This window comes from Streptomyces sp. NPDC050264 (assembly GCF_040655895.1).
In the GTDB taxonomy this organism is placed as follows: domain Bacteria; phylum Actinomycetota; class Actinomycetes; order Streptomycetales; family Streptomycetaceae; genus Streptomyces.
The window spans coordinates 193758-214438 of the sequence record NZ_JBFAKV010000013.1 but is presented as its reverse complement, the minus strand read 5'-3'; the positions used below and the strand labels follow the sequence as shown (position 1 = coordinate 214438).

The window sequence follows — 20681 nt, the reverse complement described above, 5'->3', positions numbered from 1 at the left end:
ACGCGCGCATCACGCACGCGGCAGGCCCGAGCCTAACGGCCCGCTTCGGCTACGGGGCCGCTCCGCCGAGAGTGACCGGAGTGGTCCGCTCGGGCACCCACGATCCCGAGAACCAGCCCGGTGACGACGGCGGCGACAAGGACGGCGCGGGTACTCACGATGGACGCACTCCCCTACGGCGCGGGACAGGAACCCGGCCCGTCCTACCGCCCCTCGCCCGGCCGTGGCGAGCCATGTCACCCGTCGGTGGGCGAGTCCCACGGGGGTTGACCGCCGCGCCGGCGCGACGGCCGGCCTGCGTCCGCAGCGAGCACGGCCCGGCTATGCGTCCTTGCGCCGCAACCGTGCCGACAGGTGGTGCTGCAACGGCTGTCCGACCGCGGCGAGATCGTGCTCGAAGGCCAGGGTGCCGTCGCCGTCCAGCGTGTAGCGGCGCCGGGTCCCCTCGACCTTCTTGGCGGTGGGCGTGAGCGCCACACTGTCGGTCGCGAGGCCGACCATGCCGTCGGCCGCGTGCCCGACCGCGATCTCCGCGATGCCGGTGGGCTGGGTGATCAGGGCCTCCACGCGGCCGTCCGGCTGCAGCCGCCACCAGCCGCTCTCCCGTGCCGCCGGGCGCAACGGCGCGTCGCCCTCACCGAGCAGCCAGGCGCGCGCCTCGTACCGCAGGAAAGGACGCCCGTCGTGCCGGAAGCTGACCTCCTGCGCGTACGTGAACTCCCCGTCGATCGTGGGATATCCGCCGCGCCCCCGCCCGTGCCAGCTCCCCAGCAGACCGAGCACGGGAGCGAGCAGCGGGTGCGGTGCGGGCGCTCCGTCCGGCTGGTCGCTGTCGCGGTACGGGTACTCCGGTACGGGGTCGAACACAGCAGGGCTCCTGGGGTCGGCGGGGTGGCGGAGCAAGCCTAGGGGGCCGACGGCACAGCGTGATCGGGGTGGCCGCCGCGTTCTCCTTGCCTGCCGGGTCCGCAAGGATGTGGCAGAGGTCATCGTTTCAAGCGCAAGGGACAGGAAAAACGACGGTGATGCCGGGGGTCGCGCAGGATAATTTCCCGAAGCTCCCCTTGTCCTGGAGAACCTCATACGCATACGGTGTCCATACGCGAGGTTCTCCTGTGGAGGATGGGACATGACGGAAATTCTTGTGCAGACGGGCGCGGAGGGAATCGTTCCTTCGGCTCGGGCGGTCGGCGGCCGGGTGGTGGACCACCCCGCGTGGCCCGTGCTCAAGGACGCCGTGGAGGAGATCAGGACCTGGCAGGACAAGGACGGGTCGATCGACTTCGACGCCGAGGGCGCCCCCGCGCGCTCCTCCGCCGATCTGGCCGTGGACCGCGTCGCGGCCGCGGTGGAACAGCTCGCCCCGCTGCTGCCGCACGACGCCGCGTACCACGAGGCGCTCGTGCGTGACCTGCGCCGCTGGGCCGACGACGGCTACCGGGTGCCCGACTTCCTGGACTCGCTGCTGGCCTTCCAGCCCGCGGCACAGCGCCGGGACGGCCTCCAGCACCTGGTGATCTTCCCGATGTACACGCAGAACGGGAATCCGGACCGCAATCTGGAAGCGGTCGTGCTGCGCATGGTCTGGCCCGAGTGGCTGGCCGAGCTGGAAGCGACGCGCTACGACAACCCGCTGTTCTGCGGCATCACCTTCGAGGACTTCACCTCGGGCTACGACACGAACTCGGCGGTGCTCTTCCCCGAGACGATCGCCGTGCGCGAGGCCCCCGAGCGCTTCTCCTGGGGCGGCATCTTCTGCGACCGCGAGGCGGCCCGCTTCCGCCGGGTCACCGAGGCCGCCGTCGACATCCTCGGGGTCGAACTGCCCGCGGACATCGCGGAGATGGTCGGTGACCAGGACCGTTGCCAGCAGGCGTTCGTGCTGTGGGACATGGTCCACGACCGCACGCACAGCCACGGCGACCTGCCCTTCGACCCCTTCATGATCAAGCAGCGCCAGCCGTTCTGGATGTACGGCCTGGAGGAGCTGCGCTGCGACCTCACCGCCTTCAAGGAGGCCGTGAAGCTGGAGGCCGACGGGGTTCCGCAGGGCCGCGACGTCCAGTACGCCGTGCTGTTCGACCGGATGTTCCGCTTCCCGGTCACCGGCGAGCGCGTACGCAACTACGACGGCCTCGGCGGGCAGCTGCTCTTCGCCTACCTGCACAAGCACGACGTGGTGCGCTGGACGGACAACAAGCTGCACATCGACTGGGACCGCGCCCCCGAGGTGACGAACCAGCTGTGCGGCGAGATCGAGACGCTGTACCGCGACGGCATCGACCGCCCGAAGCTGGTGCACTGGTTCGCCGCGTACGGCCTCGTGTCGACGTACCTCGCCCCGCACCCGGGCTCCCGCTGGGCCAAGGGCCCCGACGCCCTGGACACGAGCCTGCCGCCGCGCAAACTGGTGGACGACGTGCTTCCGGACGAGTTTCCGCTCAGCATGTTCTATGAGGCCCTGTCCAAGAAGCTGAAGAACGTGATCGCCTCCACCAAGGGGATCACCGCGGCGGGCGCCGAACGGATCGCCGCATGAGCGACCGCGTACAGGAGGCGACTGCCATGACTGATCCCCACGTCGCTGGTGTCACCACGGACTCGCTGGACGGTGCCGTGATCGCGGTCGCCGGTGCCGCCGGGCCCGCCGGACGCGCCGCACTGAAGCGGCTCGCGGAGGCGGGCGCCACGGTCGTCGGCGCCGACGCTGACCCGGCGCGCCTCGCCGAGGCCGTCGACGAGGCGCGTTACGCGCACGGCGGCGCCACCGTCATCGGAGACACCGTCGACCTGCTCGACCTGCAGGCCACACGGGAGTGGGCGGCCCGGGTCGAGAAGGACTTCGGCCGGGTCGACGGCCTGGTGCATCTCGTGGGCGGCTGGCGCGGCAGCGCGAGCTTCGCGGAGACCGACCTCGCCGACTGGGACCTGCTCGAAAAGCTCCTGATCCGTACGGTGCAGCACACCTCGCTCGCCTTCCAGGAGGGACTCGGCCGCTCCGACCGGGGCCGCTACCTGCTGATCAGCGCCGCCGGTGCCTCCAGGCCGACCGCGGGCAACGCCGCGTACGCCGCCTCCAAGGCCGCGGCCGAGGCGTGGACGCTCGCCCTCGGCGACGCCTTCCGCAAGGCGGGGGGCGACGCCGGCCCCCGGCAGGCGGCTGCGATCCTGGTGGTCAAGGCACTGGTGCACGACGCGATGCGCGCCGAACGCCCCAACGCGAAGTTCGCGGGCTTCACCGACGTCAAGGAGCTGGCCGAGGCCATCGTCGACGTCTGGAACCGGCCCGCCGCCGAAGTGAACGGGACCCGTCTGTGGCTGACCGAGAAGCCGTGAATCCTCCCAGGACCGATGCCCGCCGGCACCACGACCCCAGCACCCGGGGTTTCGCCAGCGACAACTACGCGGGCGCCCACCCGGAGATCATGGCCGCGCTGGCCCTGGCCAACGGCGGGCACCAGGTCGCGTACGGCGAGGACGACTACACGGACCACCTGCAGCAGATCATCCGCAGCCACTTCGGCCCGTCCGCCGAGGCGTTCCCGGTCTTCAACGGCACGGGGGCCAACGTGGTCGCGCTCCAGGCGGTCACCGACCGCTGGGGTGCGGTGATCTGCGCCGAGTCCGCGCACATCAACGTCGACGAGGGCGGCGCCCCCGAGCGCATGGGCGGCCTGAAGCTGCTCACCGTCCCGACCCCCGACGGCAAGCTCACCCCCGAGCTCATCGACCGGCAGGCGTACGGCTGGGACGACGAGCACCGCGCGATGCCGCAGGTCGTCTCGATCACGCAATCCACCGAACTGGGCACGCTCTACACGCCCGACGAGATCCGCGCGATCTGCGACCACGCCCACGAGCGCGGCATGAAGGTGCACCTCGACGGCTCGCGGATAGCCAACGCGGCAGCGTCCCTCGATGTGCCGATGCGTACGTTCACGAACGCGGCAGGGGTCGACCTCCTCTCGCTCGGCGGCACCAAGAACGGCGCGCTGTTCGGCGAGGCCGTCGTCGTCCTCGACCCGGACGCCGTCCGTCACATGAAGCACCTGCGCAAGCTGTCCATGCAGCTCGCCTCCAAAATGCGCTTCGTCTCGGTGCAGCTGGAGGCGCTGCTCGCCAAGGACCTGTGGCTGCGCAACGCGCGCCACGCGAACGCGATGGCCCAGCGCCTCGCCGAGGGCGTCCGTGCCGTCGACGGCGTCGAGATCCTGTACCCCGTGCAGGCCAACGGCGTCTTCGCCCGCCTCCCGAACGATGTCTCCGAGCGTCTGATGAAGCGCTTCCGCTTCTACTTCTGGGACGAGGCACTCGGCGACGTGCGGTGGATGTGCGCCTTCGACACCGGCGAAGAGGACGTCGACGGGTTCGTGGCGGCGCTCGAGGAAGAGATGGCGCGCTAGTCGACCAATCCCGCAAAGCTGCATAGATATGCGATCGGCCGTAAATTCATTGACCGCGGCCGGTCGCTTTTCTATGCTCTCGTGCCATGCAGCTGATCCAGCAGAACCCTGATCTCTCGGCCTACTTGGCCGCTGACGACGTCATCGACCATCATCATCCGCTGGTGCGGGAGACGGCGGCCCGCCTCGCGGGCGAGGCCGCCGATTCATATGCATACGCTCGCGCGGCCTATGAGTTCGTCCGCGACACCATTCCGCACTCCGCGGACAGCGGGGACCTGCGCGTCACCTGGCGGGCGTCCGACGTCCTGGAGAAGCGCACCGGTATCTGCCACGCGAAGGCGCACGCGCTGACCGCGCTCCTGCGTGCCGAGGACATCCCCGCGGCCCTCTGCTATCAGCGGCTCACGCACGACGCGGGCGCGGGCTGGTGTGTCCACGGCCTGATCGCCGTACGATTTCACGGCTCATGGCACCGGCAGGACGTGCGGGGCAACAAACCCGGCGTCGACGCCCAGTTCTCTCTCGAAGGGGAGCGGCTGGCATGGGTGCCGGACGCCGAGTCCAATGAGATGGACTATCCAGTACTCTTTGCTGTACCGCATCCGGCGGTGATCGACGTCCTGCGCGGCGCCCCGGACCGCCCGTACCTCTGGGAGAACCTCCCCGACTCGCTCGATCTCTGATCGCTCGACCCGAAGGCAGGCCATGCCCCTCCAGCTCACCGTCTCCGACGACGTCCGGGCGATCGCCCCGGACTTCCACCACATCGCCATCGAGGCGTACGGACTGGTCAACACGCCCAGCACGGAGAGCACATCGGCCCTCCTCGACGACGCGACGCGCCGACTGGTGGCGCGTCTCGACGGGCGCGCCCCGCACGAGGACCCGCACATGGCGGCCTGGCGGGCGGCGTACACGGCCTTCGGCGCCAAGCCCAACCGCACGCGCAACTCCGCGGAAGCGCTCGCCAAGAGGGCCCTCGCCGACGGTGGCCTGCCCCGCATCAACACGCTCGTGGACGTCTACAACGCCATCAGCGTCGCCCACCTGGTCCCGGTCGGCGGCGAGGACCTCGGCCACATCAAGGGCGGCATGCGGCTCATCAGGGCCACCGGCGCGGAGGACTTCGTCACCGTGGCCTCCGGGGAGCGGACGATCGAGCACCCGGACGCGGGCGAGGTCGTCTGGTGCGACGACGAAGGAGTCACCTGCCGCCGCTGGAACTGGCGGCAGGGCACCCGCACCCGCCTCACCGAGACCTCCGTCGACGCCCTGTTCCTCCTGGAGGGCATGGGCGGCGGCGCGGGCCTGGACGCGGCCGGCGCCGAACTGGCCGAACTCCTGCAGAAGTTCAGCCCCGGCGCACGGCTCACCGTCCACCCGGCGGTCTGAGCCGAGCGGGGTCAGCGGGCCTCGGCGGCCTTGACCTCTTCGGGGGTCGGGGCCGTCCCGCCGAGGTGCGCGGGCATCCACCACGTGTCGTCCGGACCCTTGGGACGTACGGGATAGGCGCGCTGCGCCGCTTCGAGGAGCTCCTGTACGCGGTCGCGGAGCCGGCGGGTGATCGCCCCGGCGAACTGGTCGCGCGACGCCTCCATGGCCTCGCCCACCCGGATCGTGACCGGAATGTGCTGCCGCTTGAAGTTGCGCGGACGCCCCTTGGTCCACACCCGCTGGGTGCCCCACAGCGCCATCGGGATCAGCGGAACGCCGGCCTCCTGCGCGAGGCGCACGGCGCCGGTCTTGAAGCTCTTCAGCGTGAACGACTCGGAGATCGTCGCCTCCGGGAAGACCCCGATGATCTCGCCCGAGCGCAGCGACTGGAGCGCGTGCTGGTACGCGTGCTCACCCTGTGCGCGGTCCACCGGGATGTGCTTCATGCTGCGCATCAGCGGCCCGGAGATCTTGTGCCGGAACACCGACTCCTTGGCCATGAAGCGGACCAGCCGCTTCTGGGGCAGGGCAGCGAGGCCGTCGAAGATGAAGTCCAGGTAGCTGATGTGATTGCTGACCAGGACGGCTCCGCCCGAACGCGGAATGTTCTCCGTGCCCTTGCAGTCGATCTTCAGGTCGAGCGCCTTGAACATCGTTTTCGCGGCGCCGATGACCGGACGGTAGACGAGCTCTGCCATGGAGGGGGTGGACCCTTCTTATTGCCGTGGGGAGTTTCCTCCGAGGCTTTCGGAGGAGGCGGCTCCCGGCGGTAAGTTACGCAGCCGTAGGTTTTCCGGCTTGCGCAGATCGTGCCCCAAGAACGGCTGAGTGACCAGTCCTGGTTCCGGCCTTGCGCGAGATCCATGTCACGTGAGCGGGAATACGGCGCGGCGATTCGGCGCTGCGAGTAAAGCGGCGGACCGAGGAGGCGCAGGGTGACCGTGGGCGAATTGACGCTCGACGCGGAGCAGTTGGGCGAGGAGTTGGGGGAGCGGGCGACGCTCGTGCAGTTCTCCAGCGCGTTCTGCGCCCCCTGCCGGGCCACCCGGCGGGTTCTCGCGGAGGTCGCCGCCATGGTCCCCGGTGTCTCCCATGTCGAGATCGATGCGGAGGCCAGGCTCGACCTCGTGCGGCGGAGCGGTGTCGTGAAGACGCCGACGGTGCTCGTCCTGGACGCGGGCGGCCGCGAGGTGCGCCGGGCGGCCGGACAACCGCGCAAGGCGGACGTCATCGCGGCGCTGGGGCAAGCGGTCTGAGGCTACGGCGCGTTCGCGGACCGGGGAAAGCCGGGGAATCGGGGGAGGGAGAAGACCTGGTGACGGATCTCCCAGATGACGGAACGCACTTGACTGCACGCGCCACGTATCGTCACCCTGACCGTATGCCTCCGGAACTCCTTCTCTACGAGCGGGTCCATGTCGACCTGGCCCGCTGTTCGAGCGCCCGCTGTCGCGTCCTCTGACGCAGCCACGGATCCCGCTCGAACCCTCCGGCAGAAGGACAACTCCATGACGGCCACGCCCGACCTGCGCTCCGCCCGGCCCGCCACTCCCGACCTGCTCCGCTCGGTCTTCCGGCAGCACGCCGCCGGTGTCGCGGTGATCACGGCCACCGGCGCCGCACCCGTGGGCTTCACCGCCACTTCCCTCACCTCCGTCTCCGCCGAACCCCCGGTCGTCTCGTTCGGCATCGGCCTGGGCGCCTCCAGCTGGCCCACCATCTCCGAAGCCGACTACATAGGCGTGCACATACTCGGCGAGCACCAGGCAGCTCTCGCCGCCACTTTCGCCAAGAGCGGCGCTGATCGCTTCGGCGCTCCCACTCGCTGGTTCGAGGGCCCCGAGGGCGTCCCCGTCCTCGACGGCGTCCTGGCCTGGCTCGTCTGCAGGGTCATCGCGCGCGTGCCGGCCGGCGACCATCGGATCGTGCTCGCCGAGGCGGTCCACGGCGACCCGGCGGGGGCGGGCCGCCCGCTGCTCTATCACCAGGGCCGCTTCAACGCGCTGCGTGACTGAAAGTTCCTGCACGGCACGATTACGGAGCGTTGGCAAGGTCACAGTTCAAAGCGCTTGCTCAGTGGGCATGATCTGGATGTACTGACGAGTAATATTTCGTTCGGAGCGCGGGCCGCCCCGACCGGAGGAGTCCGCCTCGGGCGCCTATGCTGCCTGCTAGAAGGCGCTGTCAGCCGCAGCAGCAGGGCCGCCCAGTAAAAGACGATTGCAGTAGGAGAGCCGGCGTGAGCTTGAGGATCGTTGTCACCGTGAAGTACGTGCCCGACGCCACCGGCGACCGGCACTTCGCTGATGACCTGACCGTCGACCGCGATGACGTGGACGGGCTGCTGTCGGAGCTGGACGAGTACGCGGTGGAGCAGGCGCTGCAGATCTCGGAGAACTCCGATGACGACGTGGAGATCACCGTCCTGACGGTGGGTCCGGAGGACGCGAAGGACGCGCTGCGCAAGGCGTTGTCGATGGGCGCGGACAAGGCGATCCACGTCGAGGACGACGACCTGCACGGCACCGACGCCCTCGGCACCTCCCTGGTGCTGGCCAAGGCGATCGAGAAGGCCGGCTACGACCTTGTCGTCTCCGGCATGGCCTCCACCGACGGCACCATGGGCATCGTCCCGGCGCTCGTCGCCGAGCGTCTGGGCGTGCCGCAGGTGACGCTCCTTTCCGAGGTCTCGGTCGAGGACGGCACCGTCAAGGGCCGCCGCGACGGCGACACGGCGTCCGAGCAGCTGGAGGCCGCGCTGCCGGCCGTCGTCTCGGTCACCGACCAGTCCGGTGAGGCGCGCTACCCCTCGTTCAAGGGGATCATGGCGGCGAAGAAGAAGCCGGTGGAGTCCTGGGACCTGTCGGACCTCGACATCGAGGCAGAAGAGGTCGGCCTGGAGGGTGCCTGGACCAAGGTCGAGTCGGCCACCGAGCGTCCGGCCCGCACCGCGGGCACGATCGTCAAGGACGAGGGTGAGGGCGGCAAGCAGCTCGCCGAGTTCCTCGCGGGCCAGAAGTTCATCTGAGCCTCGGCCGTTCCGGCAAGTTCACCCCACCTTCTTTGTGATTGCAGGAGATTGAAGACCCATGGCTGAAGTTCTGGTCTACGTCGACCACGTGGACGGTGCCGTCCGCAAGCCCACCCTCGAGCTGCTGACCCTGGCCCGCCGCATCGGCGAGCCGGTCGCCGTCGCGCTCGGCAACGGCGCGGGTGACACCGCCGCCGCGCTCGCCGAGCACGGCGCCGTCAAGGTCCTCACGCACGAGGCCGCCGAGTACGCCGACTACCTCGTCGTACCGAAGGTGGAGGCCCTGCAGGCCGCCGTCGAGGCCGTCTCCCCGGCCGCCGTCCTGATCCCGTCCTCCGCGGAGGGCAAGGAGATCGCCGCGCGTCTGGCGCTGCGCATCGAGTCCGGTGTCATCACCGACGCCGTCGACCTGGAGGCCGGTGACGAGGGCCCGGTCGCGACCCAGTCGGTGTTCGCCGCCTCCTTCACCACCAAGTCCCGCATCTCCCGCGGCACCCCGGTGATCACGGTCAAGCCCAACTCCGCCGCCGTCGAGGCCTCCCCGGCCGCCGGCAGCGTGGAGGCCCTGTCCGTCTCCTTCTCGGACAAGGCGACGGGCACCAAGGTCACCTCGCGCACCCCGCGCGAGTCGACCGGCCGCCCGGACCTGACCGAGGCCGCGATCGTGGTCTCCGGTGGCCGTGGCGTCAACGGTGCCGACAACTTCTCGATCATCGAGGCCCTCGCCGACTCGCTCGGTGCGGCCGTCGGTGCCTCGCGCGCCGCGGTGGACGCCGGCTGGTACCCGCACTCGAACCAGGTCGGCCAGACCGGCAAGGCGGTCTCGCCGCAGCTGTACATCGCCAACGGCATCTCCGGTGCGATCCAGCACCGCGCCGGCATGCAGACCTCGAAGACGATCGTGGCCGTCAACAAGGACGCCGAGGCCCCGATCTTCGACCTGGTCGACTACGGCGTCGTCGGCGACCTGTTCGACGTCGTCCCGCAGCTGACCGAAGAGGTCAAGTCCCGCAAGGGCTGATCCGTCCGGCTGTTCCGACGGGGCCGCGTGGCGTTCATCGCCGCGCGGCCCCGTCCGCGTACCGGGACCGTGCAAGAGGACCATTGACGCCGATCACGTCGCCCGTTAACTTCGCTATACGGATTGTTGATTCCGTGGAGCGGAAAGATCGAGCGTATGGAGGGTGCAGGAATGGGTCAGCAGGAGAAGGTGTCGACGAGCCTCGCGGGCGCGGTCAGCGAGGGCATCAGCGCCTCACTCGCCCCGGTCGACGCGGAGCTGGGCCGCCGCTATCCCGGAGACCCCGGCACCCGTCAGCCGGTCCACACGGTCTACGTCCCCGGTGACGCCTTCGACGCGAACACCGTCCGCTCCTGGGGCGACCAGGCCCTCGCACAGCTCGACGAGCACGCCCCGGACGCCGCCTCGTTCGCCGCCGTGCTCGGTCTGACCGACGACCTCGCCGAGCCGGTCCACAGCCGCGTACGGGCGAAGCTGGAGCGCGAGCCCGTCGAGGACCTGCGCGTCGACTTCGAGGACGGCTACCGGCCCGCCTCCGACGCCGACGAGGACGAGACGGCCGCCCGCGCCGCGCGCGTCATCTCCGAGGCGTACGCGAACGGAACGGCCGCCCCGTACATGGGCATCCGTATGAAGTGCATGGAGGCCCCGGTCCGCGACCGCGGCATCCGCACCCTCGACATCTTCCTCACCGGCCTCATGGAGCACGGCGGCCTGCCCGACGGGCTCGTGCTGACACTGCCGAAGGTGACGTACCCGGAGCAGGTCACCGCGATGGTGCGGCTCCTGGAGGCGTTCGAGAAGAGCCACGGCCTCGACGCGGGACGCCTCGGCTTCGAGATCCAGATCGAGACCAGCCAGTCCATCCTCGCCGCCGACGGCACCGCCGCCGTGGCCCGCATGATCGACGCAGCCGAGGGGCGCGCGACCGGCCTGCACTACGGCACGTTCGACTACAGCGCCTGCCTCGGCGTCTCCGCCGCGTACCAGGCCAGCGACCACCCGGCCGCCGACTACGCGAAGGCCGTCATGCAGGTCGCCGCCGCCGGCACGGGCGTCCGGGTCTCCGACGGCTCCACGAACGTGCTGCCCGTCGGCGCCACCGCGAAGGTGCACGACGCCTGGCGCCTGCACTACGGCCTCACGCGCCGCGCCCTCGCCCGCGCCTACTACCAGGGCTGGGACATGCACCCGGGCCACATCCCGACGCGCTACGCGGCCGTCTTCGCCTTCTACCGCGAGGGCTTCGAGCAGGCCGCCGCCCGCCTCGCCGCGTACGCGAACCAGGCCTCCGGTGACATCGCAGACGAGCCCGCCACCGCCAAGGCCCTCGCCGGGTACCTGCTGCGCGGCCTGGACTGCGGTGCGCTCGACGTCGCCGAGGTGGCCCGCCTGTCCGGCCTCACGCGGGCCGACCTGGAGGGCTACTCGGGGCCGCGCCGCGGCGGCCTGACGGTGACGGGCAAGTAGGAACTAGGCGGGCTCCTGAGGGAGCCCCCACGGACGGCGCTCGGACAGCCCCGGCACGTCGCGGGGCGCCGGCCGCACGGTCCGCGCTCCGGCGGGTGTCACCAGCGCTGTCGTCCCCTTGGGCAGCTTCATCTCGGCCCGGCCCACGCCGGTCGCCCGGAATTGCAGGCGCCGTCCGTGCTCGTCCCGTACGTCGATGTCACCGGCGATCCCGTGGTCGAGCACGAGCGGCGCACCGGCTTCACTGTGCACCCGGACCCAGCGCGTGGCACCGGCCGCGCGGACCGCGTCGATCACGAAGGCGCCCTGGGCGCGCAGCCCTTGGATGCTGGCGTCCGGCCAGCGCGCGGAGACGCCGGGGAAGACGCGCACCGGCCCCCCGTGGCTCTGCACCACCATGTCGAGCACCGACTGGCCCGCGGTCAGCGGGGACTCGACGGCGAGGTTGGTGCCCTCGACGTACATGGTGTTCTCGGTCATCCGGGCGTTGTGGAAGACATGGCCGTCCGTGAAGGACGTCAGCAGGTCGAGAGCCTGCTCGGGGCGGCCGATCCGGGAGGCCATCGACGAGGCGCAGGCGAAGCTGTACCCCGCCCAGAGCGTGCGGTCCTCGACCCAGTGGTCGAAGGTCGTGTCGATGAGGGCCCGGTCGGCGGCGCGTTCGTGGTCGTACTCGGCGAGCGGGTAGAGCCAGAGCATGTGGGAGAAGTGCCGGTGCGACTCGGTGAGAGGTGTGTGCGCCGATCATGACGCCGGTCGCGTCGCGCGGGTAGGGCGTGAGACGGTCCAGGATCTCCTGCCGGCGCACCGACTCGGGGTGCGTGGTGCGCAGCAGCCCAAGGCACTTCAAAAGCGTTGCGCAGCCCCAGCGCACCAGCGACAGGTCGTACGTGCAGTCCTCGGCGTCGGCGTACTCCGGGGAGCGGGTCAGCGGCAGGTGGAGGGCGCCGTCGCCGCCTTCGTACAGGAAGTGGTCGTAGAAGTTCACCGCCCGCGACAGGACCGGGTAGAGCACGTCGCGTACGACGGCCAGGTCCATGTGGTGTGGCGGTAGCTGAGCCAGATGTTGTGCAGGGCCCAGAGCAGATTGCCCGTGTTGTCGGTCTTGGTGGCGGTGCCGGGGATGCCGACGGTCTTCTCGCCCGGGCGCAGCGTCCAGTCGGAGGGGTGGGCGAGCGCGTACGTGTCGCCGTCGCGGTATTCGGGCGGGACGGAGACCGGGAGGTTCTTCTCGAAGGCGGTGAAGGTGGAGGTGACCGAGTCGAGTTCGGGGTGGTTCGAGCCCTGGATCAGCCACGTGGCTATCTGGACGTTGAGGTTCCACCAGACTGCCGACCAGCTGCCGCCCGTCTTCGGGTACCAAGGGCCCCATTCGGAGAGGGACGGGCCGCCCGCGCGCGTGGCACTCGCCGCCTTGGAGAGCTGGATCCAGTAGAAGCGGAAGTGAACCGACGATCCCGGCCTGATGGAGCCCCGCGCGCCCGGGGAAGGGGTGTGCGCAGGATAGGTCCGATCAATACGCAGCCGCAGGCGCGGCGAAATAGTCTAAAAACCCGCTATGCAGGGGTGAGTTGACCGAACGCATCCGATCAGTGACGGCCTCTCGCGCCCGCTTCACCCGGCCGACGAACCCGGCCGACGAACCCGGCCGAAGAACACGGCCCGATCACCGCGCAGGCGGAAGCTCTCCCGAACCGCGCTGGATCAGCCGCGTCGGCAGCTCGATCCGCTCCGGCAGCAGCGTCGCCCCGTCGAGCTGGCGGAACAGCCGCTCGGCGGCGGTCCGGCCCAGCTGTGCCGCGTCCTGCGCGACCACGGTCACGCCCGGCTGGAGCAGATCGCCCAGCTCGATGTCGTCGAAGCCGACCAGGGCGACGGGGCGGTCGAGTCCGGCCAGGACCCGGACCACGGTCACCGTCACACGGTTGTTGCCCGCGAAGATCGCCGTGACGGCGTCCTCGCCCTTCAGCATCTCCTCCGCCGCCTGCCGCACCCGCTCGGGATCGGTGACGCCCAGCGACATCCACTGTTCGTCGACGGATATCCCGGCGTCCTCCATGGCCGCCCGGTAGCCGCGCAGCCGCTCGGCCGCCGTGTGGATCCGCGGCTGGTCGCCGATGAAGCCGATGCGCCGGTGGCCGCCCGCGATGAGATGCGCGACACCGTCCCGCGCGCCGCCGAAACTGTCGGAGAGCACCACGTCCGCGTCGATCCGCCCGGCGGGGCGGTCCACGAACACGGTCGCAACGCCGGCCGCGATCTCCGGCTCCAGATAGCGGTGATCGTCACCGGCCGGGATCACGACGAGGCCGTCCACGCGGCGTGCGCACAGCGCGAGCACCAGCTCCTGCTCGCGCTCCGGGTCCTCGGCGCTGGAGCCGTTGATGAGCAGCGCCCCGTGCGCCCGCGCGACCTCTTCCACGGCGCGGCTGAGCGGGCCGTAGAACGGGTCCGCCAGATCCTCCAGGACCAGTCCGATGCTTGCCGTACGTCCCTTGCGCAGAACCCGGGCGCTGTCGTTGCGCCGGAAGCCGAGCGCGGCGATCGCCTCTTGTACGCGGCGCTCCGTGTCCGTCGTGACGCCCGGTTCGCCGTTGACGACCCGGGAGACCGTCTTGAGGCCCACCCCGGCGCGCGCGGCGACGTCCTTCATGGTCGGGCGGTTGCCGTAGCGGTTCTCGGTGCGGCGGGCGGTGCGATCCACTATGCGCTGTCCTGTCCTGTCGTCGCTGCCGGGAAGCCGGCCACCCGGGAGAGGTGACGGGCCCGATTCCTCAGGGCTCATCATCCTGTACGGGCGTGTGGCGTCGAGCATAGGGCCTGGACAACGTTGTCAGATGCGGGGGAGACTGTCCACCGCTCAAGCCGCTTCGTAGACTCTCGCTTTTTGGGCTTTCCTTCTCCGACCTGCCTTTCTCCAGGGGATCTGACACTGATGCACATGGACCTCGTCGCCGCGCTCGACATCGGCGGCACCAAGATCGCCGGCGCCCTCGTGGACGACCAGGGCGGCATCCTCGCGCGGGCGCAGCGGCCCACGCCCGCGCAGGAGGACGCCGAGACGGTGATGGGCGCGGTGGAGGAGGTCCTCACCGAGCTGACGGTGTCCGAGCTGTGGCCCCGGGCGCGGGCCGTCGGCATCGGCAGCGCGGGTCCCGTGGACCGGTCGGCCGGCACCGTCAGCCCGGTCAATGTGCCGGGGTGGCGCGGTTTCCCGCTCGTCTCGCGCGTGCGGGCGGTCGCGGGCGGCCTGCCGGTCGAGCTCGTCGGCGACGGTGTGGCGATGACGGCGGCCGAGCACTGGCAGGGCGCGGCGCGCGGCCATGACAACGCGCTGTGCATGGTGGTCTCCACCGGCGTCGGCGGCGGCCTGATCCTGGGCGGTCAGCTCCACCCCGGCCCCACCGGCAACGCGGGGCACATCGGCCACATCAGCGTCGATCTGGACGGCGACCCGTGCCCGTGCGGAGCGCGCGGCTGCGTCGAGCGCATCGCCAGCGGCCCCAACATCGCCCGCCGCGCCCTCGCCGACGGCTGGCTCCCGGAGGCCGACGGCGACACGTCCGCGGCCGCGGTGGCCCGCTCCGCGCACGCGGGCGACCGGGCGGCCGTCGCCTCCTTCGACCGCGCGGCGCAGGCCCTGGCGGCCGGCATCGCGGCGACGGCGACGCTCGTCGAGATCGACATCGCGGTGATCGGCGGGGGAGTGGCGAAGGCCGGCGACGTGCTCTTCGTCCCGCTGCGCCGCGCGCTGCGGGACTACGCCACGCTGTCCTTCGTGCAACGCCTCACGGTCGCCCCGGCGTCGACGGGCACCGACGCGGGTCTCGTGGGCGCGGCGGCCGCGGCCCTGCGATCCGGTCCCGTCCTGAACGGCGCGCGGCGGCAAGCAGTCTGACGAGCCGTCAAGGGTGTGCGGGACGGTCCCCGCACGCCCCCGGCCGAACGGGGATTCAGCAGGTCAGCTGCGCGTCACCCCAGTCCCCATGGTCGGAGTCGATCCCGTCTCCGCCGTCCGTGACGACCAGGCGCACCACCTGAGCCCCCGCCACATCGGCCGAAAGGGCCTGCGGAGCATCGGAGTTGGTGAGCATGCCGGTCGACGCGGCTTTACGGTCGTCGGCCCACACCTCGAACGTGACCGTGCCCTTCGTGCCCTTCTCGTCGTCGACGCCGACCTGTGCCGTGACGTGTTCGCACGAGCGGTCCGCGTAGAAGTCGACGGAACTCGCCGCGTGCACGCCCAGCCCCTTGGCGTACACCACACCGCCGACAGTGAGCGGGTTCCCGTCGCCCGCGGCGCTCTCGCCGTTGCTGGTGTTGCGCTCCACCGGCCCGTAGCCGTTGGTCGTCGAGAGCCACGGGAGATCACCCAGGGCCGAGGCGCCGCTCGGGGGAGCCGTCGCCACGGCCGCGGTCACCGGGACCGTGCTGGTGACCTTCGCGCCCTGCGGCGAGCGGTACGTGGCGCGCAGCGTGAGGTCGTACGAGCCCGTGGCCGAGCCCGCCGGGGCGCTCACCGTCCACCGGGTGCGCAGTGACTTGCCGCCCGGGACGACGGGGGCCTTCGTCGGCCCGTTCGCCTCGATCTTCCAGCCCTTGCCGGACGGCCCGCTCAGCGAGACGGCGACGTCGCGGGCCGGGGTGCGGCCCAGGTTCGCGAACGTACCGGAGGCCTTGGCGGAGGCGCCCGGTTCAACGAACACGTGCTCGTCCAGGCCGAGTTCGGCCGCCGGTGGATACGAGGCCCACTTCGGGTCGGCCGCCACCCGCAGCAGCACCGTGCCGTGCGCGGGGACCCTCGCCGCGAGCGTGCCCGCCGTGCTGGCGTTCTTGTGCTGCCACAGGTCGCGGGCGACGTACGCGGGGGCGGAGGGCAGTCCGACGGCCTCGGCCGTGGTCGCGACGCGCTGCGCGGAGCCCGTCTCGTTGAACAGGGCGACGGTGCGGCTGCCGTCCTCCATCTCCTTGGACACGACCCAGCGGCCGCCGTCGGACGAGACCACGGTCCCCTGCTTGCCCAGCGGGTCCTGGTCGACGGCGATGACGTCACGGTTGGAGAGGATCTCGTACGTCGTGCCGGACGCCGTGCGCAGGTCCGTGCCGATGAGCAGCGGCGACGCCATGACCGACCACATCGAGAAGTGGGTGCGGTACTCGGTGTCCGTCATGCCGCCGTTGCCGACCTCCAGCATGTCCGGGTCGTTCCAGTGGCCGGGTCCCGCGTACTGCGCGAGCGGCAGGTTCTGCTTCAACAGCGACAGCATCGAGCCCCAACTGTCGCTGATGTCACCGGTGGTGCGCCACAGTTGCCCGAGATCGCCGGCCCACTCCCATGGCTTGTTCTCGCCCCACTCGCAGATGCTGTAGACGATGGGCCGCCCGGTGGCGCGCAGTGCGTCGCGCATCGTCGTGTAGCGCTGCTTGGCATCGACGCCCTGGTTGTTGCAGTTGTCGTACTTGAGGTAGTCGACGCCCCAGTCGGCGAACTGCCGCGCGTCGCTGTACTCGTGCCCGAGCGCCCCCGGGAAGCCCACGTTGCTGCAGGTCTTCGTGCCCGCGCTCGTGTAGATGCCGAGCTTGAGGCCCTTGGAGTGGACATAGTCCGCAACTGCCTTGATTCCATTGGGGAACCGGGCCGGGTCGGGCACCAACTTCCCGTTCGCGTCACGTGCGGACAGGGCCCAGCAGTCGTCCAGGTTCACATACTGGTACCCGGCGTCCTTGAGGCCCTTGTCCACGAACAGATCGGCGATGCCCTTCACCATGCTCTCGTCGAAGTCCGCGCTGCAGTGTGTGGAGTTCCAGTTGTTGAAGCCCATGGGCGGAGTGAGCGCCAGTCCTTCGTCGAGTGCGGGCGACGACTCGGCAGGTGCGGGGCGGGATGCCGTGGCGGATGCGGGTGCCGCCACGACTCCGCCGGCGCACAGCACCGACACGGCCACCGCTGCGACGACTCTTCGCCGGACGGGGCTGGTGCTGCGGGTGGGAAGACGACGCATGGTGACGTTCCTCCGTACTCCCGGAAAGATGGAATTACTGCATGTACGTGTCACGTGTGCGCGTTTACGTTAAGGCGTGTTGGAGTCTGTTGGAAGACCGGCGGCGGTATGCCGGTTCGACCGTTCGGTTGTGTTGGGTTGTCCGCCGAGACGGAGGCCTGACGCGGCCTGCCCGGGACATGCGTGTGCCCCCTCGGAAAGGAGGGGGCACAGGCGCTGCTTCTTTACGTGCTGTCTTGCCGTCCCGCTGTCTTGCGGTCCTGCCGTACTACTTGTCGTCGCGCATCGAGTCGCGGAGGCCCTCGGCCTTGTCGCGCGTCTTGTCGGCCGCCTTGCGCGCGTCGCTCTTGGCCTGGTCGACCTTGCCCTCGGACTTCATACGCTCGTTGCCGGTGGCCTTGCCGGCCATCTCCTTGGCCTTGCCCTTGGCCTTGTCCATGGCGTTCTCGCCCATGATTGCTCCTCGGTTGGTGAGCTGCGGGGTCGACTGCCACGCTAGGAGCGACTCGGGCGAGCCGCATCCGGAGCGATCACTCGGCGTGACCGGCCCGGCGGCCGCTCAGCGCAGTGCCTCCTCGAGCGTCGCGACCGGGTGCAGCGCCTCGGTCAGGCCCGAGAGTTCGATGATGCGGAGTGTCAGACGGTGGCTGCACACCACCGTGACATGTCCGCCGCGACCCGTGGCCCTGCGATGGGCGCGCACCAGGAGGGAGAGTCCGGAGCAGTCGAGAAACGTGGTGCCGGTGAGATCGATCACCACGATGCGGTACGGGCCCGCTGCCACGGTGTCCACCAGCGGAGCCATGCGCTGGAAGGCGAGAAGGTCGATCTCGCCGAAGAGTTCGACCACGGCGCAGTCGCCTGGTGTGCGCACCACCGGTGGATACACGGCTTCGTCGGCACCTGTCATGTCTGCGGTGCCGTCGCAGTTCTCGAAGCCGTCGTCGGAGACGTAGTCCTGTTTGTTGCCCTGTCGCATCGGTCCCCCCGGGCCGAGCACCTGTCCGGCTCCGGGGAGCCGTCCGCGCTGCCACATGTTTCGTGCGAACGAATCGGGAGGTCACCGGGGACTGGGGCGCCTGGTCGGCCACGGTATCGGCACTTTCGGCGGCGCGTTGTGCCGTAACGATTCCGGAGACCCTGACATCACTTGATGGGGTGAATTGATGGTGAAGTGCTTGACTTGTAAAGGGACGGCTGAACGAGAAAGTCGTTCGACAGGCGGGATCCGGCACGCTGTGATGGACCGGTCCCCCGTCGCTCGCCTTACCCGTCGCCGCACCCCGAATTCGCAACAGGAGCAGCCGACTTGGTCACCGTGCCCGATCCGGACCACCGGCCCGCCATCGACACCGCCCTGGTCCGACGCCTCGTCGACACTCAGTTCCCGCACTGGGCCGGGCTGCCCCTGAAGCTGATCGACCCGGCCGGGTCGGACCACGTCATCCACCGTTTGGGCGAGGAGCTGTCGGTCCGGCTGCCCCGGCATACGGGAGCCATCGGGCAGGCGGAGAAGGAGCGGTACTGGTTGCCCCGGCTCGCCCCGCGGCTTCCGCTGGCCGTGCCCGTCCCGGTGACCGTGGGGCGGCCCGCGCTCGGCTACCCCTGGCCGTGGGCGGTGACCCGCTGGCTGGACGGTGAGGTGGCCACGGTCGGGAAGCTCGGTGACTCGTCGGAGGCGGCGCGCGAACTGGCCGAATTTCTCAGTGCGTTGCAGAGTTTCGCCCCGGATGCGGATGCGGATGCGGATGCGGATGCTGGCGAGGGCGAGGGTGCTGACGGCTCGGCGGCCGGACTGGCCGGACTGGCCGGGCGGGACGGCAGCACGCGGGCCGCCATCGCCGCGGTCGCCGACGTCTTCGACGCGCCCGCGCTGACGGCACTGTGGGACGCCGCACTGTCCTGCCCCGGCCATCAGGGCCCGCCGGTGTGGTGCCACGGCGACTTCCACACCGGCAACCTGCTCACCGTCGACGGCCGCCTCGGCGCGGTCATCGATTTCGGCAACTTCGGCCCGGGCGACCCCGCCGTCGACCTGATGATCGCCTTCACATTGATGTCCGCGGAGACCCGCGCGGTCTTCCGAGGCGCACTTGGCGTCGACGACGCGACCTGGCTGCGCGGGCGCGGCTGGGCCCTGACCACCGGCCTCTCCGCCTACACGGCGTACGCGGCCACCAGTCCGCGGATCGCGGAGCAGACGTCGCGCCAGATCCGGGCGGCGCTGGCCGGTTGACCGGAGCCGCGGGCCCCGTGTGCGCGGCGCACACCCCGTGTGAACGCTGTGCCGCGACGGCATCCCCGCACACGCTTCTGCCGTCCGCGCGGCTGCGCTTGACTCGTACTGGGAACACCGGGAGGCCGGACATGGGCCGGCGGCCCGCCGTCGGGCAGCGGTGGTCGCCCCGGCCTTCCGGTCCACCCGTGCCCCGCCTGCCGCGACATCCCCGAGGCGGCGGGCGGGACGCCCCGTAGGGTCTGCCCGAGGCCGCGATCACGTCGGGTGACCGCGACCGCCCCAGGGGGAACAGCTGTGGACGTCCGACCGCGGACACGTGTCTCCGCGTACGCGCTGGCACTCAAGGAGGGCCGCGTCCTGCTCGGCCGACTCGCCGACACCTCACCGGTCTTCGAACCGGGCCTGTGGCATCTGCCCGGCGGAGGCATCGACCACGGCGAGCAGCCGGCGCAGGCGCTGGAACGGGAGCTCCGCGAGGAGACGGGCCTGGACCTCGTCGAAGCCCGGCTCATCGACAGCCGCGCGTACACCGTGCAACGGGGCGGCGTGCACTGGCACTTGATCGCCCTGTTCTACGCCGTCGAACTCAAGGGAGACACGCCTGAGGTCGTCGAGGTGGCGGGGACGACGGAAGCGGTGGAGTGGATCCCGCTCGCGGAACTGGACGAGTCGATGCTGTCGCCGGCGGCGGTGGATGGGTTGCGGCTGGTGACGGCGGGGGCCTGACGAACCGGTGCGGGCGGCGCGACTCGTCATCAGCGAGTCGTCGCCCCTCGACCGCCGGCTGCCGTCGCCACTTGGTGAGCCGTGCGCTGTCAGTTGCCGTCCATCAGCCGTGAGCCGTCGCCGCGCTTCGTGGGCCCTCGGCTGTCGTCCGTCAACTGTGATGCGTGAGCTGCCAGCTAGCCGGTAGCCGCGGTCGTGGTCCGTGAGCGGCGGGCCGTCAGCCGTCAGCCGCCAGCTGTGCGTTGTCGGCTGTCAGCTGTGAGTCGTGATCTAGCCATCCGCCAGCCTTGGGGCGCCCGCTGTCGTGCGTCAGCCGTGCTCGTTGTCGGTGAGCGGTGAGCCGGCATCGGCT

The 20681-nt window shown here is 70.5% G+C and carries 21 protein-coding genes; 14 read left to right on the top strand and 7 right to left on the bottom strand.

Annotated features, from left to right (window positions below):
- Positions 1-321: 321 nt before the first annotated feature.
- On the bottom strand, positions 322-867 hold the full coding sequence (locus tag AB0J02_RS24305; protein ID WP_363195849.1) for an FABP family protein: 546 nt from the start codon (positions 865-867) through the stop codon (positions 322-324).
- A 262-nt stretch (positions 868-1129) separates the two neighbouring features.
- On the opposite strand from AB0J02_RS24305, the gene AB0J02_RS24300 reads away from it, so the two are divergent.
- The 5 genes from AB0J02_RS24300 (at position 1130) to AB0J02_RS24280 (ending at position 5798) form a co-directional block, all read left to right on the top strand.
- A complete protein-coding gene (locus tag AB0J02_RS24300; protein ID WP_363195848.1) occupies positions 1130-2539 on the top strand; it encodes a DUF6421 family protein in 1410 nt (469 codons plus the stop codon).
- A gap of 26 nt (positions 2540-2565) precedes the next feature.
- Positions 2566-3336 carry an SDR family NAD(P)-dependent oxidoreductase gene (locus AB0J02_RS24295; protein WP_363195847.1) on the top strand — a complete coding sequence of 257 codons (771 nt, stop codon included), beginning with the start codon at positions 2566-2568 and terminating at the stop codon, positions 3334-3336.
- Positions 3333-4403 (top strand): low specificity L-threonine aldolase, encoded by a 1071-nt coding sequence (locus tag AB0J02_RS24290; RefSeq protein WP_363195846.1) that lies wholly within the window; start codon positions 3333-3335, stop codon positions 4401-4403. The genes AB0J02_RS24295 and AB0J02_RS24290 overlap by 4 nt, the downstream gene beginning before the upstream one ends.
- 86 nt (positions 4404-4489) lie before the next feature.
- Complete coding sequence (locus AB0J02_RS24285; RefSeq protein WP_363195845.1) at positions 4490-5089, top strand: transglutaminase family protein; 600 nt, start codon at positions 4490-4492, stop codon at positions 5087-5089.
- Between the two features lie 22 nt (positions 5090-5111).
- Positions 5112-5798, top strand: coding sequence for a phenylalanine--tRNA ligase beta subunit-related protein (locus AB0J02_RS24280; RefSeq protein WP_363195844.1), 687 nt, complete (start codon positions 5112-5114; stop codon positions 5796-5798).
- An 11-nt stretch (positions 5799-5809) separates the two neighbouring features.
- Here AB0J02_RS24280 and AB0J02_RS24275 read toward each other — a convergent pair whose 3' ends face one another.
- Positions 5810-6538 carry a lysophospholipid acyltransferase family protein gene (locus AB0J02_RS24275; protein ID WP_363195843.1) on the bottom strand — a complete coding sequence of 243 codons (729 nt, stop codon included), beginning with the start codon at positions 6536-6538 and terminating at the stop codon, positions 5810-5812.
- Positions 6539-6775: 237 nt separating this feature from the next.
- Between AB0J02_RS24275 and AB0J02_RS24270 the strand changes: the two genes are divergently transcribed.
- The 5 genes from AB0J02_RS24270 to AB0J02_RS24250 all read left to right on the top strand — a co-directional run bounded on the left by AB0J02_RS24270 (position 6776) and on the right by AB0J02_RS24250 (position 11362).
- Positions 6776-7096, top strand: a complete 321-nt coding sequence (locus tag AB0J02_RS24270; RefSeq protein ID WP_363195842.1) for a thioredoxin family protein — start codon at positions 6776-6778, stop codon at positions 7094-7096.
- A gap of 252 nt (positions 7097-7348) precedes the next feature.
- Entirely contained in the window at positions 7349-7855 is a 507-nt protein-coding gene (locus AB0J02_RS24265; RefSeq protein WP_363195841.1) for a flavin reductase family protein, read from the top strand.
- A 224-nt stretch (positions 7856-8079) separates the two neighbouring features.
- The gene (locus AB0J02_RS24260; protein ID WP_363195840.1) at positions 8080-8868 is read left to right on the top strand and encodes an electron transfer flavoprotein subunit beta/FixA family protein; all 789 of its coding nucleotides are present in this window, start codon (positions 8080-8082) and stop codon (positions 8866-8868) included.
- Positions 8869-8929: 61 nt separating this feature from the next.
- Positions 8930-9892: an electron transfer flavoprotein subunit alpha/FixB family protein gene (locus tag AB0J02_RS24255; RefSeq protein WP_363195839.1), complete on the top strand. Its 963-nt coding sequence runs from the start codon at positions 8930-8932 to the stop codon at positions 9890-9892.
- Positions 9893-10063: 171 nt separating this feature from the next.
- A complete protein-coding gene (locus tag AB0J02_RS24250) occupies positions 10064-11362 on the top strand; it encodes an aldolase/citrate lyase family protein (protein ID WP_363195838.1) in 1299 nt (432 codons plus the stop codon).
- Between the two features lie 3 nt (positions 11363-11365).
- Here the strand turns inward: AB0J02_RS24250 and AB0J02_RS24245 are convergent, their stop codons facing one another.
- Entirely contained in the window at positions 11366-12061 is a 696-nt protein-coding gene (locus AB0J02_RS24245; protein ID WP_363195837.1) for a glycoside hydrolase family 95-like protein, read from the bottom strand.
- A gap of 397 nt (positions 12062-12458) precedes the next feature.
- On the opposite strand from AB0J02_RS24245, the gene AB0J02_RS24240 reads away from it, so the two are divergent.
- Positions 12459-12797: a hypothetical protein gene (locus AB0J02_RS24240; RefSeq protein ID WP_363195836.1), complete on the top strand. Its 339-nt coding sequence runs from the start codon at positions 12459-12461 to the stop codon at positions 12795-12797.
- 231 nt (positions 12798-13028) lie between these two features.
- Here the strand turns inward: AB0J02_RS24240 and AB0J02_RS24235 are convergent, their stop codons facing one another.
- Entirely contained in the window at positions 13029-14147 is a 1119-nt protein-coding gene (locus AB0J02_RS24235) for a LacI family DNA-binding transcriptional regulator (protein ID WP_363195835.1), read from the bottom strand.
- Positions 14148-14297: 150 nt separating this feature from the next.
- On the opposite strand from AB0J02_RS24235, the gene AB0J02_RS24230 reads away from it, so the two are divergent.
- Positions 14298-15260, top strand: a complete 963-nt coding sequence (locus tag AB0J02_RS24230) for an ROK family protein (protein WP_363195834.1) — start codon at positions 14298-14300, stop codon at positions 15258-15260.
- A gap of 55 nt (positions 15261-15315) precedes the next feature.
- Here the strand turns inward: AB0J02_RS24230 and AB0J02_RS24225 are convergent, their stop codons facing one another.
- The 3 genes from AB0J02_RS24225 to AB0J02_RS24215 form a co-directional block, all read right to left on the bottom strand.
- The gene (locus AB0J02_RS24225) at positions 15316-17364 is read right to left on the bottom strand and encodes an NPCBM/NEW2 domain-containing protein (RefSeq protein WP_363195833.1); all 2049 of its coding nucleotides are present in this window, start codon (positions 17362-17364) and stop codon (positions 15316-15318) included.
- Between the two features lie 268 nt (positions 17365-17632).
- The gene (locus AB0J02_RS24220) at positions 17633-17818 is read right to left on the bottom strand and encodes a CsbD family protein (RefSeq protein WP_363195832.1); all 186 of its coding nucleotides are present in this window, start codon (positions 17816-17818) and stop codon (positions 17633-17635) included.
- 105 nt (positions 17819-17923) lie between these two features.
- Positions 17924-18343, bottom strand: coding sequence for an STAS domain-containing protein (locus tag AB0J02_RS24215; protein ID WP_363195831.1), 420 nt, complete (start codon positions 18341-18343; stop codon positions 17924-17926).
- A 330-nt stretch (positions 18344-18673) separates the two neighbouring features.
- Between AB0J02_RS24215 and AB0J02_RS24210 the strand changes: the two genes are divergently transcribed.
- Positions 18674-19600 (top strand): aminoglycoside phosphotransferase family protein, encoded by a 927-nt coding sequence (locus AB0J02_RS24210; protein WP_363195830.1) that lies wholly within the window; start codon positions 18674-18676, stop codon positions 19598-19600.
- 297 nt (positions 19601-19897) lie between these two features.
- Positions 19898-20329 carry an NUDIX domain-containing protein gene (locus AB0J02_RS24205; RefSeq protein WP_363195829.1) on the top strand — a complete coding sequence of 144 codons (432 nt, stop codon included), beginning with the start codon at positions 19898-19900 and terminating at the stop codon, positions 20327-20329.
- Positions 20330-20681: the final 352 nt, after the last annotated feature.